The sequence below is a fragment of the Micromonospora sp. NPDC004336 genome (assembly GCF_053602615.1).
On record NZ_JBSGDY010000031.1, the window covers coordinates 1 to 14,808 of the forward strand.

The following is a 14,808-nucleotide window of genomic DNA, read 5'->3' on the forward strand; positions in this document are numbered from 1 at the left end:
GCCAAGATGCAGGCCCGCGAGGCCGCGAACCGGGCGACTCCGGCCGACGCAGCGGAGCGGACCGGCCCACCCCACCACCCGGATACGCAACGGGCGCGAAAAAGCCCGCAAAAACAGGGCTCGCGGGATCACACGCGCGACCGCGACGGAGTAACGTACGTCACCGGAGAGGCCGCTCCCCCCGTGGCGGCCTCTCCCTTATTCTGCCGCCGCCACGACCCGGCCGACCGGGTGCCGCAGCCCCGGATGACCGGCCGGCAGCGACCGGCGCACCACCACCCAGCTCACCGCCAGCGCCGTGGCCACCAGCGGCCACGTCAGCGCCACCCGGGCGACGGTCAACGCCACGACCTGCCCGGCCAGCCACAGCGGCAGGAACACCGCCACCCGCAGCACGTAGGTCGCCGCCCACACCCAACTGCCCCGGCCGTAGGCGCGCAGCAGCGCCGGGTCGCGCCGCCACCGGCCGCGCTGCCCGAGCGCGACGCCCACCACCACCCCGAGCAGCGGCCAGCGCACCACGATGCTGACGACCCAGGCCAGCGCGCTCGCGGCGTTGGAGAGCAACTGGATGAGGAAGAAGTCCTCGGCGCGGCCCGTACGCAGGGCGATCAGCGCCGCCACGCAGACCGCCAGCAGCCCGACCAGCACCGAGCGGGGCCGGTCGCCCCGGCGCAGCCGCCAGGCGGCCAGGGCCGTGCCGGTGACCACCGCCGCGCCGACCCCGGCCCACAGCGAGTGGCCGCCGAGCAGCCAACCGGCCGCGAACGCCACCGGCGGCAGGGTGGCGTCGACGGCGCCCCGGCGCCCGCCGAGCAGGTCGGCGAGGGTCTCCGGTCGGTCCGCCGGGGCCGTCCCGCGCTCCGGTGTGCTGGTCACCGCGCCCTCCTCACGTCCGCCCCCAACCTATCCGCCGCCGGCGGGTGGGCCACCGGGCGGCCGGGGCGGCTCGGCCGTTACCGTGTGCGGGTGCGAGCGACGCCGAGGGGTTGGACCGCGGTCTGGTTGGTCGTCCTGGCTATCGTCCAGGCGGCCGCGCTGCTGGCCGTCTGGCGCGTCGCCGTGCACACCGAGATCGGCCAGTGGGCCGACACCGTCGCGTTGACCGGGAACCGCATCGGCCAGGACCGCATCGACGGCCCGGTCGACCGGATCCTCAACGCCATGTCGGTGGTGTCGCTGCTGGCCGCGACCGCGGTGATCGGCTTCATCGCGCTGATCCGGGGCCGGATCGCGCTCGCGGTCACGGCCACGCTGCTGATCGCCGGCGCCAACGGCGCCACCCAACTGCTCAAGCACGGCCTGGCCCGCCCGGACTTCGGCATCGACCCGGAGCGGATCTACGCCGGCAACAGCCTGCCCAGCGGGCACGCCACGGTCGCCGCGTCGGTGGCGGTCGCGCTGGTGCTCGTGCTGCCGCGCAAGGTGCGGGCGGTCGGCGCGTTCCTCGGGGCCGCCTACGCCGCGGTCGCGGGGGTGGCCACCCTCTCCGCCGGCTGGCACCGGCCCAGCGACGCGGTGGCGGCGTTCCTGGTGGTCGGGGTGTGGGCGGCCCTGGCCGGGCTGCTGCTGCTGGTGACCCAGCGGGAACAGGCGCAGGTGGAGCCGGCCGACGCGCACCGGGTCGCCGCGACGGTGCTCGGCGTCGGCGGGGTGCTGGCGGCGGTGGCCAGCGGGCTCGCGCTGGCCTGGCTGGTCGACCTGCACGGCACGCCGCCCGTCCTGCCCGCCGACCTGGCCCGCCGGCCACTGTTCGTCGGCTACGCGGGCAGCGCCGCCGGCATCGCCGGGACGATGGGCGTGGTGATGGCGCTGGTGCTGGCCGTGGTGCACCGGCTGGTGCCGCGCGTGAAGGGCTGACGGCGCTCCGTCGGGCCGGCGTCGGCGCCGCGTGTGAAGGGGCTGACGGCGCTCCGCCGGGCCGGCGTCGGCGCCGCGGGCCGTCCCGCGTCAGCGGGAGAAGGTGCCCACCATCGTCCCGCTGGCGATGTCCCGCTGGGCGAGGGCCCGGTGCACGTCGGCGGCGCGCGGCGGGTCGGGCAGGTCGAGGGGCCGGTCCAGCGCGTAGAGGCGGAAGAAGTAGCGGTGCGGGTCGTCGCCCTGCGGCGGGTGCGGGCCGCCCCAGCCGGTCGTGCCGAAGTCGTTGGGCCACTCCCGGCCGCCCAGGGGCACCCCGCCCTCGGGCGCCCCGGCCGCGCTCGGCGCGATCCCCGTCACCAGCCAGTGCAGGAACGGGGTCTTCCCGGCGTCCGGATCCTCGACGAAGAGGACCAGCTCGGTCGCGGACTCCGGCACCTGCGACCACTCCAGCGGCGGTGAGACGTTGCCGCCCTCGCGGGAGAAGCGGCTCGGCAACATGTCGTGGTCGTTGAACGCGGTGCTGCGCAGCATGATCCCGGCCATCGGTGGCGCTCCTCTCCTCGGCCCGGCGCGCGTACCCGCCCGGTGCCCGCCGAAACGGCCCCGCACAGGCGGGACCGGCGGTCTGGGAGGATCTTGGGAGGTCGCGGACGGAGGGGGAGCCGGGTGGAGCGGGTACGGGCGGCGTTCCGGGACGAGTGCGAGCGGCTCGGCGAGGTGCTGCGCGGCGTCGACGAGGCGGCCCTCGACCGCCCGACCGACTGCCGTCCGTGGACGGTGCGCGAGCTGCTGGCCCACGTGCGCACCGGCGCCGGGCGGCTGGTGGACATGCTCGCCGCGCCTGCGCCGCCCCGCGCCGAGGTGGACGCCGCCGGCTACTTCGGCGCGGCGAAGTTCACCCCGCCCGTGGACGCCGCCCGTGTCGACAGCGGCCGCCGCGAGGCCCGGGAGCTGGACGGCCCGGCCCTGGTGGTCGACTTCGACCGGGCGTGGCGGGCCGCCCTGGCGGCCGTGGACGCCCAGCCGCCGGGCCGGTCGGTCCGCACCCGCCACGGCGACGCGATGACGCTGGTCGAGTTCCTGCGTACCCGCGTGGTGGAGGTCGGGGTGCACGGCCTGGACCTGGCGGCGGCGCTCGACCGGGAGCCGTGGCTGACCCCCACGGCGGCGGAAATCGTCGCCGAACTGCTGACCGGCGGGCGGCCCGTCCCGGCGGAGCTGGGCTGGGACCGGCTCACGCTGATCCGCAAGGCGACCGGCCGGGCGCAGCTCACCGACCGGGAGCGGGCCGTCGTCGACGCGGCCGGCTTCCGCTGGCTCTCCTTCGGCGGCTGACCGCGCGGCGGGGTCGGTCGGCCGCGGGAACGTCAGGCGTCGGCGCCCAGCGGATCCGCCCCGGGGCGGGGCGCGGGCACGCGCGGGACGGACTTCCGCAGGTGGTCCAGCACCACCGGGTCGATGCGGCCGGGCACCAGCCGCTCCTCCAGGTTCTCCATCCCGGCCCAGGCGAACAGCGCCTCCTGCGGCCCCTCGGCGTCGACCGGCAGGCCCAGCGCGGCGAGCAGCGCACCCACCTCGGCGGCGACCGCGCCCGTCAGGTCGAGCAGGGTGGCCGGGTCGGGCCGGCTGAACAGCAGGGTGTGCACGGCGAGCAGCCGACCCAGCTCGGTCACCGGGTCGGGATGGTCGTCGACCCGCAGGTCGACCAGGACGTCGCTGGTGCCGCCGTACCCGCCGCCGCGCTCGACGACCAGCAGCCCGGCGCTCTGCCGGCCGCGCCGGTCGCCGCCGGCCTGGTCCCCGGCGCGCAGCGCGGCGACCAGCCGGTCGGGGAACGGCAGTGCGGCCCCGCCCAGCCAGGCGTCGCGGACGGCGTCGACGACCTGCGGGCCGGCCAGGATGTTGCCCTGCGCCGCCCAGCCGTCCCCGGCCTGGCCGCCGGCCCACGGGTGGCAGGCCGGGCCGGTCCAGCTCGCGCCCGCGCCGGTGGCGGCGACCACGCCGAGTTGCCGGTGGTCGCGGTCGGGGTCGGCGGCGACCAGGCCGGCGACGACGTCGGCCGCGGCCACCCCGGTGCGCAGCAGGGTGAGCCCCTGCGGCCGGTAGGCGAGGTTGACGTGCGCCTGGGTGGCGAGCGCGCCGACCTCGGCCTCGGCGGCCGGGACCAGGGCGCCGGCGGCCAGGAAGCGGCTGGCCACGACGACACCGTGCAGGCGGCCGTCGTCGGAGCGGGCGACGAGCGAGAAGGTCACGCACGGAGATTAGCCGCCGCGACCACGTAACGTCACGGTCGTCCGGCCGGGGGTCGCCGGGCGGGCTCGGGGGCGCGTCGGGCGGGCGCGGGTCGACACTTCCGGAAATGGCCGAGACGGGCCGCCGCGACCACTACCGTCACGGTTGTCGGGTCGAGAGCGGCCGGACGGGCCGAAAGTCGCCGGACACGTGCGGGTCGACACCTCCGAAAACTTGATTGATTCCAAAAAAGTGGGCTAGGGTCGCCGCATGACGTCCGACTTCGAGGCCGAGTTGCGGGCGGTCTCGTTGCGCGTGACCCGACCCCGGTTGGCGGTGCTCGCCGCACTGCGTGACCACCCGCACATCGACACCGACGCGGTGATCGCGCTGGTCCGCGCCCAGCAGCCCACGGTCTCCCACCAGACGGTGTACGACGTGCTGCGGGCGCTCACCGACGCCGGCCTGGTGCGGCGCATCCAGCCGGCCGGCGCGACCGCCCGGTACGAGTCCCGGGTGGGGGACAACCACCACCACGTCGTGTGCCGCTCCTGCGGCGCGATCGCCGACGTCGACTGCGCCGTCGGCCAGGCACCCTGTCTCACCGCCTCCGACGACCACGGCTTCGTGGTCGACGAGGCGGAGGTCGTCTTCTGGGGCACCTGCCCCGACTGCGCGACCCGCACCTCCCACTGATCCACCAGTTCGGAAGGAAGTAGATGAGCGACATCCAGGACAACGGCCCCGCCAGCGCCCAGGGCGTGGACAAGAAGGCGGCGGCCGGCTGCCCGATCGCGCACGACTCGGTGACCGCCCACGGCAGCGAGAGCGAGAACCCGGCGATCGACTCGCCCACGCCGAAGACGGGCGGGCGGCCGCGCACCAACCGGGACTGGTGGCCCAACCAGCTCGACCTGTCGGTGCTGCACTCCCGCTCCTCCACGGCCAACCCGCTGGGCCGGGACTTCAGCTACGCCAGGGAGTTCGCCAAGCTCGACGTCGAGGCCCTCAAGCGGGACATCGTCGAGGTCCTGACGACCTCGCAGGACTGGTGGCCGGCCGACTTCGGCCACTACGGCGGCCTGATGATCCGGATGAGCTGGCACTCGGCGGGCACCTACCGCATCCACGACGGCCGTGGCGGCGCCGGCGACGGCGGTCAGCGCTTCGCCCCGCTCAACAGCTGGCCGGACAACGCCAACCTCGACAAGGCCCGCCGCCTGCTGTGGCCGGTGAAGCAGAAGTACGGCCAGAAGATCTCCTGGGCCGACCTGCTCGTGCTCGCCGGCAACGTCGCCCTGGAGTCGATGGGCTTCAAGACCTTCGGCTTCGCCTTCGGCCGGGAGGACGTCTGGGAGCCCGAGCAGATCTTCTGGGGCCCGGAGGACACCTGGCTCGGCGACGAGCGCTACGTCTCCGAGAAGGAGATGTCGCCCGAGGTCGGGGCGACCGAGATGGGCCTCATCTACGTCAACCCGGAGGGCCCGCGCGGCAACGCCGACCCGATCGCGGCGGCGCACTTCATCCGCGAGACCTTCGCCCGGATGGCGATGAACGACGAGGAGACCGTCGCCCTCATCGCCGGCGGCCACACCTTCGGCAAGACCCACGGCGCCGGCGTCGCCGACGACCACGTGGGCCCCGAGCCGGAGGCCGCCCCGCTGGAGGCGCAGGGCCTGGGCTGGCTGAGCACCTACGGCAGCGGCAAGGGCGCGGACACGATCACCAGCGGTCTCGAGGTGACGTGGACCGACGTGCCGACGCAGTGGAGCAACCGCTTCTTCGAGATCCTCTTCGGCTACGAGTGGGAGCTGACCACCAGCCCCGGCGGCGCGAAGCAGTGGGTCGCCAAGGACGCCGAGGCCATCATCCCGGACGCCCACGACCCGTCGAAGAAGCACAAGCCGACGATGCTCACCACCGACCTGTCGCTGCGCTTCGACCCGGCGTACGAGAAGGTCTCGCGCCGCTTCCTGGAGAACCCGGACGAGTTCGCGCTGGCGTTCGCCAAGGCCTGGTACAAGCTGCTGCACCGCGACATGGGTCCGGTCAGCCGCTTCCTCGGGCCCTGGGTCCCGGAGCCCCAGCTGTGGCAGGACCCGGTGCCGGCCGTCGACCACGAGCTGGTCGGCGACGCCGACGTCGCCGCGCTCAAGGCGAAGGTCCTGGAGTCGGGCCTGACCACCGCCCAGCTGGTCACCACGGCGTGGGCCTCGGCGGCCAGCTTCCGCTCCACCGACAAGCGGGGCGGCGCCAACGGCGCGCGGATCCGGCTGGAGCCGCAGCGCAACTGGGAGGTCAACCAGCCCGAGCAGCTCGCCACGGTCCTGGAGACCCTGGAGGGCATCCAGCGGGAGTTCAACGCCGCCGGCGGCGCGAAGATCTCGCTGGCGGACCTGATCGTGCTGGCCGGTTCGGCCGCCGTCGAGAAGGCGGCGCGCGACGCCGGCGTCGAGGTGACCGTGCCGTTCCACCCGGGCCGCACCGACGCCAGCCAGGAGCAGACCGACGTCGAGTCCTTCCGGGTCCTCGAGCCGCGCGCCGACGGGTTCCGCAACTACCTGCGTGCCGGTGAGAAGACCCAGCCGGAGGTGCTGCTCGTCGACCGCGCGTACATGCTCAACCTGACCGCGCCCGAGATGACCGTCCTCGTCGGCGGCCTGCGCGCCCTCGGGGCCAACACCGGCGGCACCCGGCACGGAGTCCTCACCGACCGGCCCGGCGTGCTCACCAACGACTTCTTCGCCAACCTGCTCTCCCCGGGCACCCGGTGGAAGGCGTCGGAGTCCGAGGAGCACGTCTACGAGATCCGGGACCTGGCCACCGACCAGGTGAAGTGGACCGCCACGGCGGTCGACCTCATCTTCGGCTCCAACTCCCAGCTGCGGGCCCTCGCGGAGGTCTACGCCAGCGAGGACGCTCGCGACAAGTTCGTCGCCGACTTCGTCGCGGCCTGGACGAAGGTCATGGAACTGGACCGGTTCGACCTCGCCTGATCCGGCTCCGCGCGACGAGCCCCGGCCGATCCGTCAGCGATCGGCCGGGGCTCGTCCGTCCCCGCGTCCCGGTGGTCCGGAGCGGCCACCGGCTCCGCCGCCGCAGGCAGATCCGCCGATCTCGATGCCTGTGGGATCCCCGACGGGATCTTGCCCTGCGCCGCGGCGAGCGGGCACGATCGACCGATGACGACGCGATGGGGCATGACGGTGCCGCTGGACGGCATCCCGCTCGCCGAGCACGCCGCGGTCTACGCGGCCCTCGACGCCGCCGGGTTCACCGACGTCTGGTCCGCCGAGGTCAACGGCGCGGACGCGTTCACCCCGCTGGCGCTCGCCGCCGCCTGGCAGCCGAGGCTGCGCCTGGGCACCGCCATCGCGCCGGTGTTCACCCGGGGGCCGGGCCTGCTGGCGATGAGCGCCGCCGCGCTGGCCGACGCCGCACCCGGGCGGTTCGCGCTCGGCATCGGCGCGTCCTCGCCCGTCGTCGTCGGCAACTGGAACGCCGTGCCGTTCGACGAGCCGTTCCGGCGCACCCGCGACGTGCTGCGGTTCCTGCGCGCGGCCCTGTCCGGCGAGACCGTCGACGGGAAGTTCGACACGTTCGCCGTACGCCGGTTCACCCTGGACCGCAAGCCGGCCGTGCCGCCGCCGGTGCTGCTCGCCGCCCTGCGCCCGGGGATGCTGCGGCTGGCCGGCGCGGAGGCCGACGGCGTCATCCTCAACTGGCTCGGCGCCGACGACGTGCCGCGCGCGCTCGCCGAGGTGGGCGAGCGGCGTCCCGGCTTCGACGTGGTCGCCCGGATCTTCGTCTGCCCGACCGAGGACGCCGCGCACGCCCGCGCCCTGGGCCGCCGGCTGATCACCAGCTACCTCACCGTTCCCGCGTACGCGGCGTTCCACCGCTGGCTCGGCCGCGAGGAGACGCTCGGGCCGATGTGGCGGGCCTGGGCGGCCGGGGACCGGCGCGGCGCGGGCGCGGCGGTGCCCGACGAGGTGGTCGACGCGCTGGTGCTGCACGGCTCGCCGGAGCGGTGCCGCGAACAGGTCCGCCGCTACGCCGTCGCCGGGGTGGACGTGCCGGTGCTGGCCCTGCTCCCCACCCCCGAGCTGGCCGCAGGCGGCGCCGGGGCGCTGCGTGACCTGATCGCGCGGCTGGGCGGGGGTGGCGCGCGGTGAACCTCACCGACCGGGTGGCGGTGGTCACCGGCGGGGCCGGCGGCATCGGCGCGGCCCTGGCGCGACGGTTCGTCGCCGAGGGCGCGACCGCCGTGGTGGTCGCCGACCTCGACGCCGACGCCGCCCGCGCGGTCGCCGACGGCATCGGCCCGGCCGCCCACGCCGCCGCCCTCGACGTGACCGACGAGGAGCAGGTCCGCGCGCTGGTCGCCGACACCGAGCGACGGTACGGGCGGATCGACCTGTTCTGCGCCAACGCCGGCGTGGCCACCAGCGGGGGAGTGGAGGTCGACGACGCCGGCTGGGACCGCGCCTGGCGGGTCAACGTGCTCTCCCACGTCTACGCCGCCCGAGCGGTGCTGCCGGCGATGCTGGCCCGGGGCGGCGGCTACCTGCTGCACACCTGCTCGGCGGCGGGCGTGCTGACCGCGGTGGGGGACGCGCCCTACACGACGACGAAGCACGCCGCCGTGGGCTTCGCCGAGTGGCTCTCCGTGACCTACCGCGACCAGGGCATCCGGGTCAGCGCCCTGTGCCCGCAGGGCGTGGACACGCCGATGCTCGCCGAGGGGCTGGCCGCCGGCCACCTCGGCGCGCGGGTCATCGCCGCCTCCGGCGCGGTGCTCACGCCCGACCAGGTGGCCGACTCGGCGGTCGCCGGCCTGGCCGAGGAGCGGTTCCTCATCCTGCCGCACCCCGAGGTCGCCGCGTACGCCCGCCGCCGCGCCGAGGACCCGGACGGCTGGCAGGCCGGCCTGCGCAAGCTGGTCCGTCGCCTGCGGGCGTAGCGACCGGGGAGCGGACGATCGACGATTGTGGAAATTGGTTCTAGAACATCGCTCTAGTTTCCGCCTAGGCTGAGGCCATGACGAAGACGGCGGTCGTGACCGGAGCCAACCGCGGCATCGGGTTCGCGGTGGCCACCCGACTGGTGCGACAGGGCTGCCGGGTGGTGTTGGTGACCAGGGACCGGGTGCGCGGCGAACAGGCGGTCGCGGCGCTGACGGCGTCCCCCGACGGCGCGGGCGGCTCGGCGGAGCTGGTCGTGGGTGACCTGTCGGTGCTGTCGTCCGTCCGGGCCGTCGCGGCCGAGCTGCGCGACCGCTGCGAACGGATCGACGTGCTGGTGCACAACGCCGGCGTCTGGCCCACCCGGCTGGTGCGCACCGAGGACGGGTACGAGGAGTCGTTCGCGGTCAACCACCTGGCGCCGTTCCTGCTCAACCACCTGTCGGCGGAGCGGCTGGGACGGGTGGTCCAGGTCAGCGCCGGCCTCTACGTCAGGGGCAGGGTGGACCCGGACCGTACGCCCCGCGGCGAGGACTTCCACCGGATGCGCACCTACTGCGACACGAAGCTCGCGAACCTGCTCACCGTGCCGCTGTTCGCCGAGCACTGGAAGAACTCCGGGGTGACCATCGACGCGGTGCATCCCGGCGTCGTCAGGACCGGCCTGGGAGATCCCGGCGGCCTGCCGGGCCTGCTGCTCAAGGCGGTCAAGCGCCGGTGGGAAGCCCCGGCGGTCGGCGCGGCGCGGGTCGTGCGGCTGGCGTTCGCGCCCGGCGAGGAGTCCGGCCGCTACTTCGACGGCGACCGTCAGGTGCCGCTCGCGCCCGTGGCGGACGATCCGGTCCTGGCGCGACGGCTGTGGGACCAGGGGCTGGCGCATGTCGCCTAGGCAGCAGCGGGGCGAGGCGACCGCCGAACGACTGCTGACCGCGGCGCTGGACGTGTTCGACTCGGCCGGCCAGCCCGGCTTCACGGTCAACGCGGTGACCGCCGCAAGCGGGGTCAGCCTCGGCAGTCTCTACCATCACTTCGGCAGCTTCGACGGGCTGGCCGCGGCGCTGTACAGCCGGTGCATGTCGGCGCTGTTCGACGAGCTGATCGCGGGGCTGAGCCGGGCCCGGACCGCCCGCACCGGCGTCCGCGCCATCGTGCTGGCCTACCTGCGTTTCACGGCGGACAACCCGGCTGCCGCCCGGTTCATCCACGCCTCGGCCTACGCCGGCTACCTCGCCGCGCACGCCGACCAGGTGGCGGCCGCCAAGGCGCCGTTCATGGCGGCCGTCGCCGACTGGCTGCGCCCCCGCATGGCGGCCGGCGAGATCGCCACGCTGCCGGAGCCGCTGGTCGAGATGCTGCTGATCGGTCCGGTGGCGGAGACCGCGCGCCGCTGGCTCGCCGGCGTACCGGGCATCGACCTCGCGCAGGCGGCCCGCGTACTGCCCGACCGGGTCTGGCGTTCGCTCGCGGCGGCCTGATCGGAGCGGGGCTACGTCCTTCGTGCGGTGCCGCTCGTCGGCCCGGTCGTGCGGGCGTCGTCGCCGGGCACGACTGTGCGGGCCAGGTCGCGAACCGCTGCTTGAAGCCGACTGAGACCGCCTCGATCGGTCATTCGCCGGACGAGTTCGCCGTCGAACGAGCCGAGCAGCATGTGGGCGAGGAACTCGGCGTCGGCGTCGGGGCGGACCTGGTGGATGAGTCCCGCGAGGTGCTCATGCCAGCGCCGGTAGGTGGGGTCTTGGTGCTTGTCGGCGGCGCAGGCCTGTTCGTGCGCCGCGATCAGCGCGATGTTCTTCGCGGCGAGCCTGGCTAGTTCGTCGAGGAACCCGAGGAGCCGGACGCGGGGCGGCGCGTCGGGGCCCAGCGGTGGCGGACCGTGGTCGATCGCTTCGCGGATGCGGGCCGCGCGCTCGGCGAGCAGTTCCTGGAACAGTCCGGTGCGGCTGCCGAATCGCCGGAACACGGTGCCTTTGCCCACGCCGGCCCTGGCGGCGACAGCGTCGAGTGAGACGCGTTCCGGCCCGTGCAGCGCGAGTAGTTCCTCCGTCGCCCGCAGGATCGCCTCGCGGTTGCGCGCGGCGTCTGCGCGTTCGGCGGCCATCACACCCCCCTAGAAAACGGACCATGAGTCCGCATAGTATCGCAGGCGCAATACGGACCGTCGGTCCGTTTAGGGTTGTTGGAGGTGTCACTGTGCAAGCGCTGATCGCCGCTCCAGAGACCATGGAGGGTTTCCGGCTGGCCGAGGTTCCGGAGCCGGTGCCGCAGCCGGGCCAGGTGCTGGTCGAGGTGCGGCACGCGTCGCTGAACTTCGGTGAGGTTCGTTATCTGGGCGCCCAGCCGGCGGGTACGGTGCTCGGCTACGACGCGGCTGGACACGTCGTCCAGGCGGCCGAGGACGGCACCGGGCCGGCCGTCGGTGAGCGGGTCGTCGCCTTCGGCGCCGGAGCCTGGGCCCAACGAGCCGTGTTCGGCACCGACAGCGTCGCCGTCGTTCCCGAAGGGCTCAACCTCGCCGAGGCTGCCGCGTTGCCCCTGGTGGGCATCACCGCCCTACGGACGTTGCGCGCCGCCGGCTCCGTGCTGGGCCGCAGGGTGCTGGTCACCGGCGCTTCCGGCGGCGTCGGCCGGCTCGCGGTGCAACTCGCGCGGCTCGGCGGTGCGCATGTCATCGCTTCGGTCGGCTCGGCACAGCGCGGTGAGGGGCTGGGCGCGCTCGGGGCGAGCGAGGTGGTCGTCGGGCTCGACGGCATCGACGAGCCGGTCGATCTGGTGTTGGAAAACGTGGGCGGAGGGCATCTGGTCGCCGCCTGGGGCCTCCTCAGGCCCGGCGGCACTCTGGTCAGCATCGGCTGGGCATCGGGTGAACCGGCGGTGTTTCCACCCAATTCGATCTTCGCCCACGGTGCGGCGAAGACGCTGCAGTCTTTCGGCGACGCGTCCGACCCCGGCCCCGACCTGGCCACCCTCGTCGACCTTGCGTCCCGCGGGGTCATCTCCGTGCCGGTGGGCTGGCGCGACTCGTGGAACCGCGCCAGCGACGCCGCCGAAGCACTGCTCGGCAGGCGGGTGTCCGGAAAGGCCGTCATCGACATCGACTAGGTGTCCTGCCCACGGACGTTGGTGACAGGGCCGGGATCTCGAAGTAGGGGAGGACCTCCGGGTGAGGTGGAGCTTGTCGAAGGTCCGCATCACTCCGGAGGTCCTCGTGCCCCCCGCTGACGCACCCCTGACCGAGCGCGCCCGGCTGCGCCCGGCACCCCGCGTGGTTGACGATCATCGGCGTGTGGCGTTCGCCGCCGCCGGTCGGAGCTCACCCGGGACCGGCCTCGCGGCCGGTCGCTCCTGCGCCCACCGGCCGACGGACGGAGGGCGGGAACCGGATGTCACGGCGCGAGGCGGCCCACACGGCGAGCGCGGCGACGCCGTACGCGGCGCCCAGCAGGCTGGTGAGGGTCCAGCCCGCGGTGGAGTAGGCCCAGGTGGTGCTCACCGCACCGAGGGCGGAGCCGAGCGAGTAGAACACCATGTACGCGCCGATGGTGCGGCTGGCGGCCTCGGGCCGGCGGGCCGTGACGAGTTGTTGGCTGGTGACGTGTACGGCCTGCACGGCGAAGTCGAGCGCCACCACTCCGATCACCAGCAGCGCGAGGGAGTGAGGGGCCTGGGCCGTGCAGATCCAGGAGACGACGAGCAGTAGCAGGGACCACCCGGTGACCGGGGTCGACAGTCCCCGGTCCGCCCAGCGGCCGGCTCGCGCGGCCCCGAGGGCCCCGGTGAGTCCCGCGATGCCGAAGAGGCCGATCTGGGCCGCCGAGAGGTTCCATGGTTCGTCGCTCAGCGGCAGGGCGATCCCGCTCCAGAGCGTGCCGAACGAGGCGAACAGGAAGAAGCAGAGCAGCGCGCGGCTGCGGAACGTGCGGTCGGAGAGGGGCAGGCGGAGCGCGTAGGTGACGGTGCGCAGGTACCCGCGATCCCGGGTCTGCCGCGCCTCGCGCGGGAGCAGGGCCAGCACGGCGCCGGAGAGGGTGAGCGACGCGAACGCGGATACGGCGTAGACCGTACGCCAGCCCGCCACGTCGGCCAGGGCGCCGGCGACGGTACGGGCGGCGAGGATGCCGATGACGACGCCGGAGGTGACCGCGCCGATGTTGCGTCCGCGCTCGGCGGGGCTCGACACCGCCGCCGCGTAGGCGACGGCGATCTGGACCACGACGGAGAACAGTCCCGCCACCGCCGCCCCCGCCAGCACACCCACCGTCGTGTCGGACAGTGCGATCACGCCGGTGCCGATCGCCGTCAGCGCGACGTGGGCCGCCATCAGCAGGCGACGGTTCACCAGGTCGCCCAGCGGGACCAACGCGACCAGACCCAGCAGGTAGCCGACCTGCCCGACCCCGACGATCCAGCCCACGTGCTGCGCTCCGATGGCCAGGTCGGCGCCGATGCGGGCCAGCAGGGGCTGCGCGTAGTAGATGTTCGCCACCGCGACCGCGGCCAACGCCGCGAGCAACAGCCGACGGCCCGAGCCGAGCCCGCTGGATTCCATCACGTCTCCGATCGGTAGCAAAATAAAACCGATCGGAGGCTAGGTCATAATGGTCTCGGATCGCAACTCATCGGAGGTTGGTGTGACGTCGCAGTCGGTCGGCCCGGAGCCCGCCTTCGAGCGCTGGACGGACCCCGAGTGCCCCGTGGCCCGCGCCGTCGACCTGGTCGGAGACCGCTGGAGTCTGCTCATCGTGCGCGACGCGATGGACGGCGTGCGCGCCTTCACCGACTTCCAGCGCAGCCTCGGCGTCGCCCGGAACATCCTCAGCGACCGGCTCCGTCGGCTCGTCGCCCACGGCGTCCTGGCCCGCGAGATCGCCCCGTCCGGCAAGCGTCAGGAGTACGTGTTGACGGAGGCCGGCCATGACCTGTTCACCGCCGTTCTCGCCCTGCGCCAGTGGGGTGAGCGCCACGCGTTCGCCCCGGGCGAGACGCACTCCGTGCTCCTGGACGACACCGCTGCCGTCGTGCCTGAGCTGCGGCCGACAGGCCGCGGTGGACAGGGCCTGACCGACGGCAACACACGGGTACGGAAGGTCGAGGAGGGCCGCCAGTCGGGCGGGTGAGGCTCTCCGCGCGACCGCGTCGATGCCGCTCACCCGGTCACCGCCGGTTCGCGGCAGACGAAGGCCAGCGCCAGGGCGGCCCGGCCGACCGTCAGCGGTCCGCGTGGCGGACGCCGCGCAGACGGCCGTACGCCCACGCCGCCAGCGCGAAGAGGCCCCAGAGCACGAGGGCCCAGCTCGTCGGCGGGGTCCAGGCCGACAGCGATCCCGCGATGTCCGCCTCGCCCAGCGGGGCGCGCGGCCGCGTCCCCGACAGGGCCAGCGCGGCGAATCCGACGGCGGCGAGGCCGCAGAGCACCGGCACGACGGCGCGGCGGAACATGACCGCGGCGAGCAGGGCCGTCGTCAGCCACAGGGACGCCCCGGACAGGAAGGCGGCGGCGGTGGTGGCGCGGTCGGTCGGGGAGGGCTCCTCGCCGAAGAACGGCGCGGAGGCGACGATCGCCGCGTACCAGGACCACACGGCCCCGGGCAGCGCCATGATCAGCAGGATCCAGGGTTGCGCCCAGTGGCCTCGTTCGCGGGGTGCCGACGGCGGTGCGGCGGCACCGTCGTGCCGCCCGCCCTCCTTCGCGCTGATCATTCCCCGATCATGGTCCCGCCCGGCGCGGCCCGCCTGAGTCGCCGTACTCACCACG

16 protein-coding genes are annotated in these 14,808 nt (G+C 74.4%); 10 read left to right on the forward strand and 6 right to left on the reverse strand.

Annotated elements, in window-relative coordinates; genetic code table 11:
• Nucleotides 1-198 precede the first annotated feature (198 nt).
• Nucleotides 199-879 carry a DUF3159 domain-containing protein gene (locus ACWENR_RS09665; RefSeq protein ID WP_452276596.1) on the reverse strand — a complete coding sequence of 227 codons (681 nt, stop codon included), beginning with the start codon at nt 877-879 and terminating at the stop codon, nt 199-201.
• An 84-nt stretch (nt 880-963) separates the two neighbouring features.
• On the opposite strand from ACWENR_RS09665, the gene ACWENR_RS09670 reads away from it, so the two are divergent.
• Nucleotides 964-1,860 (forward strand): phosphatase PAP2 family protein, encoded by an 897-nt coding sequence (locus ACWENR_RS09670; protein ID WP_452276597.1) that lies wholly within the window; start codon nt 964-966, stop codon nt 1,858-1,860.
• A 90-nt stretch (nt 1,861-1,950) separates the two neighbouring features.
• Here ACWENR_RS09670 and ACWENR_RS09675 read toward each other — a convergent pair whose 3' ends face one another.
• Complete coding sequence (locus ACWENR_RS09675; RefSeq protein ID WP_452276598.1) at nt 1,951-2,403, reverse strand: YbhB/YbcL family Raf kinase inhibitor-like protein; 453 nt, start codon at nt 2,401-2,403, stop codon at nt 1,951-1,953.
• 123 nt (nt 2,404-2,526) lie between these two features.
• Here ACWENR_RS09675 and ACWENR_RS09680 point away from each other — a divergent pair, with 123 nt between their 5' ends.
• Nucleotides 2,527-3,195, forward strand: coding sequence for a maleylpyruvate isomerase N-terminal domain-containing protein (locus tag ACWENR_RS09680; protein WP_452276599.1), 669 nt, complete (start codon nt 2,527-2,529; stop codon nt 3,193-3,195).
• Between the two features lie 32 nt (nt 3,196-3,227).
• Here the strand turns inward: ACWENR_RS09680 and ACWENR_RS09685 are convergent, their stop codons facing one another.
• Entirely contained in the window at nt 3,228-4,112 is an 885-nt protein-coding gene (locus ACWENR_RS09685; RefSeq protein WP_452276600.1) for a DUF1028 domain-containing protein, read from the reverse strand.
• A 250-nt stretch (nt 4,113-4,362) separates the two neighbouring features.
• Between ACWENR_RS09685 and ACWENR_RS09690 the strand changes: the two genes are divergently transcribed.
• From ACWENR_RS09690 to ACWENR_RS09715, 6 genes are all read left to right on the forward strand, one after another.
• A complete protein-coding gene (locus ACWENR_RS09690) occupies nt 4,363-4,788 on the forward strand; it encodes a Fur family transcriptional regulator (protein ID WP_452276601.1) in 426 nt (141 codons plus the stop codon).
• 23 nt (nt 4,789-4,811) lie between these two features.
• Complete coding sequence (gene katG / locus ACWENR_RS09695) at nt 4,812-7,088, forward strand: catalase/peroxidase HPI (protein ID WP_452276602.1); 2,277 nt, start codon at nt 4,812-4,814, stop codon at nt 7,086-7,088.
• A 204-nt stretch (nt 7,089-7,292) separates the two neighbouring features.
• Nucleotides 7,293-8,267 carry an LLM class F420-dependent oxidoreductase gene (locus ACWENR_RS09700; protein ID WP_452276629.1) on the forward strand — a complete coding sequence of 325 codons (975 nt, stop codon included), beginning with the start codon at nt 7,293-7,295 and terminating at the stop codon, nt 8,265-8,267.
• Nucleotides 8,264-9,055: an SDR family oxidoreductase gene (locus tag ACWENR_RS09705; RefSeq protein ID WP_452276603.1), complete on the forward strand. Its 792-nt coding sequence runs from the start codon at nt 8,264-8,266 to the stop codon at nt 9,053-9,055. Before ACWENR_RS09700 ends, ACWENR_RS09705 begins: the two co-directional genes overlap by 4 nt.
• A gap of 77 nt (nt 9,056-9,132) precedes the next feature.
• Nucleotides 9,133-9,945 (forward strand): SDR family NAD(P)-dependent oxidoreductase, encoded by an 813-nt coding sequence (locus tag ACWENR_RS09710; RefSeq protein WP_452276604.1) that lies wholly within the window; start codon nt 9,133-9,135, stop codon nt 9,943-9,945.
• Nucleotides 9,935-10,531, forward strand: coding sequence for a TetR/AcrR family transcriptional regulator (locus tag ACWENR_RS09715; RefSeq protein WP_452276605.1), 597 nt, complete (start codon nt 9,935-9,937; stop codon nt 10,529-10,531). The genes ACWENR_RS09710 and ACWENR_RS09715 overlap by 11 nt, the downstream gene beginning before the upstream one ends.
• Before the next feature lie 11 nt (nt 10,532-10,542).
• On the opposite strand, the gene ACWENR_RS09720 is transcribed toward ACWENR_RS09715, so the two are convergent.
• A complete protein-coding gene (locus tag ACWENR_RS09720) occupies nt 10,543-11,154 on the reverse strand; it encodes a TetR/AcrR family transcriptional regulator (RefSeq protein WP_452276606.1) in 612 nt (203 codons plus the stop codon).
• 92 nt (nt 11,155-11,246) lie between these two features.
• Here ACWENR_RS09720 and ACWENR_RS09725 point away from each other — a divergent pair, with 92 nt between their 5' ends.
• Nucleotides 11,247-12,155, forward strand: a complete 909-nt coding sequence (locus tag ACWENR_RS09725) for a zinc-binding dehydrogenase (RefSeq protein ID WP_452276607.1) — start codon at nt 11,247-11,249, stop codon at nt 12,153-12,155.
• Between the two features lie 211 nt (nt 12,156-12,366).
• Here ACWENR_RS09725 and ACWENR_RS09730 read toward each other — a convergent pair whose 3' ends face one another.
• The gene (locus ACWENR_RS09730; protein WP_452276608.1) at nt 12,367-13,602 is read right to left on the reverse strand and encodes an MFS transporter; all 1,236 of its coding nucleotides are present in this window, start codon (nt 13,600-13,602) and stop codon (nt 12,367-12,369) included.
• 82 nt (nt 13,603-13,684) lie between these two features.
• On the opposite strand from ACWENR_RS09730, the gene ACWENR_RS09735 reads away from it, so the two are divergent.
• Nucleotides 13,685-14,170, forward strand: coding sequence for a winged helix-turn-helix transcriptional regulator (locus ACWENR_RS09735; protein WP_452276609.1), 486 nt, complete (start codon nt 13,685-13,687; stop codon nt 14,168-14,170).
• Between the two features lie 91 nt (nt 14,171-14,261).
• Here ACWENR_RS09735 and ACWENR_RS09740 read toward each other — a convergent pair whose 3' ends face one another.
• Nucleotides 14,262-14,753: a hypothetical protein gene (locus ACWENR_RS09740; RefSeq protein ID WP_452276610.1), complete on the reverse strand. Its 492-nt coding sequence runs from the start codon at nt 14,751-14,753 to the stop codon at nt 14,262-14,264.
• Nucleotides 14,754-14,808: the final 55 nt, after the last annotated feature.

What these genes read in the sequence shown, in the direction of transcription:
- ACWENR_RS09675 (WP_452276598.1), bottom strand. Translation starts at nt 2,403, where the DNA reads ATGGCCGGGATCATGCTGCGCAGCACCGCGTTCAACGACCACGACATG.
- ACWENR_RS09690 (WP_452276601.1), top strand. Translation starts at nt 4,363, where the DNA reads ATGACGTCCGACTTCGAGGCCGAGTTGCGGGCGGTCTCGTTGCGCGTG.
- katG (WP_452276602.1), top strand. Translation starts at nt 4,812, where the DNA reads ATGAGCGACATCCAGGACAACGGCCCCGCCAGCGCCCAGGGCGTGGAC.
- ACWENR_RS09700 (WP_452276629.1), top strand. Translation starts at nt 7,293, where the DNA reads ATGACGGTGCCGCTGGACGGCATCCCGCTCGCCGAGCACGCCGCGGTC.
- ACWENR_RS09710 (WP_452276604.1), top strand. Translation starts at nt 9,133, where the DNA reads ATGACGAAGACGGCGGTCGTGACCGGAGCCAACCGCGGCATCGGGTTC.
- ACWENR_RS09715 (WP_452276605.1), top strand. Translation starts at nt 9,935, where the DNA reads ATGTCGCCTAGGCAGCAGCGGGGCGAGGCGACCGCCGAACGACTGCTG.
- ACWENR_RS09720 (WP_452276606.1), bottom strand. Translation starts at nt 11,154, where the DNA reads ATGGCCGCCGAACGCGCAGACGCCGCGCGCAACCGCGAGGCGATCCTG.
- ACWENR_RS09730 (WP_452276608.1), bottom strand. Translation starts at nt 13,602, where the DNA reads ATGGAATCCAGCGGGCTCGGCTCGGGCCGTCGGCTGTTGCTCGCGGCG.
- ACWENR_RS09740 (WP_452276610.1), bottom strand. Translation starts at nt 14,753, where the DNA reads ATGATCAGCGCGAAGGAGGGCGGGCGGCACGACGGTGCCGCCGCACCG.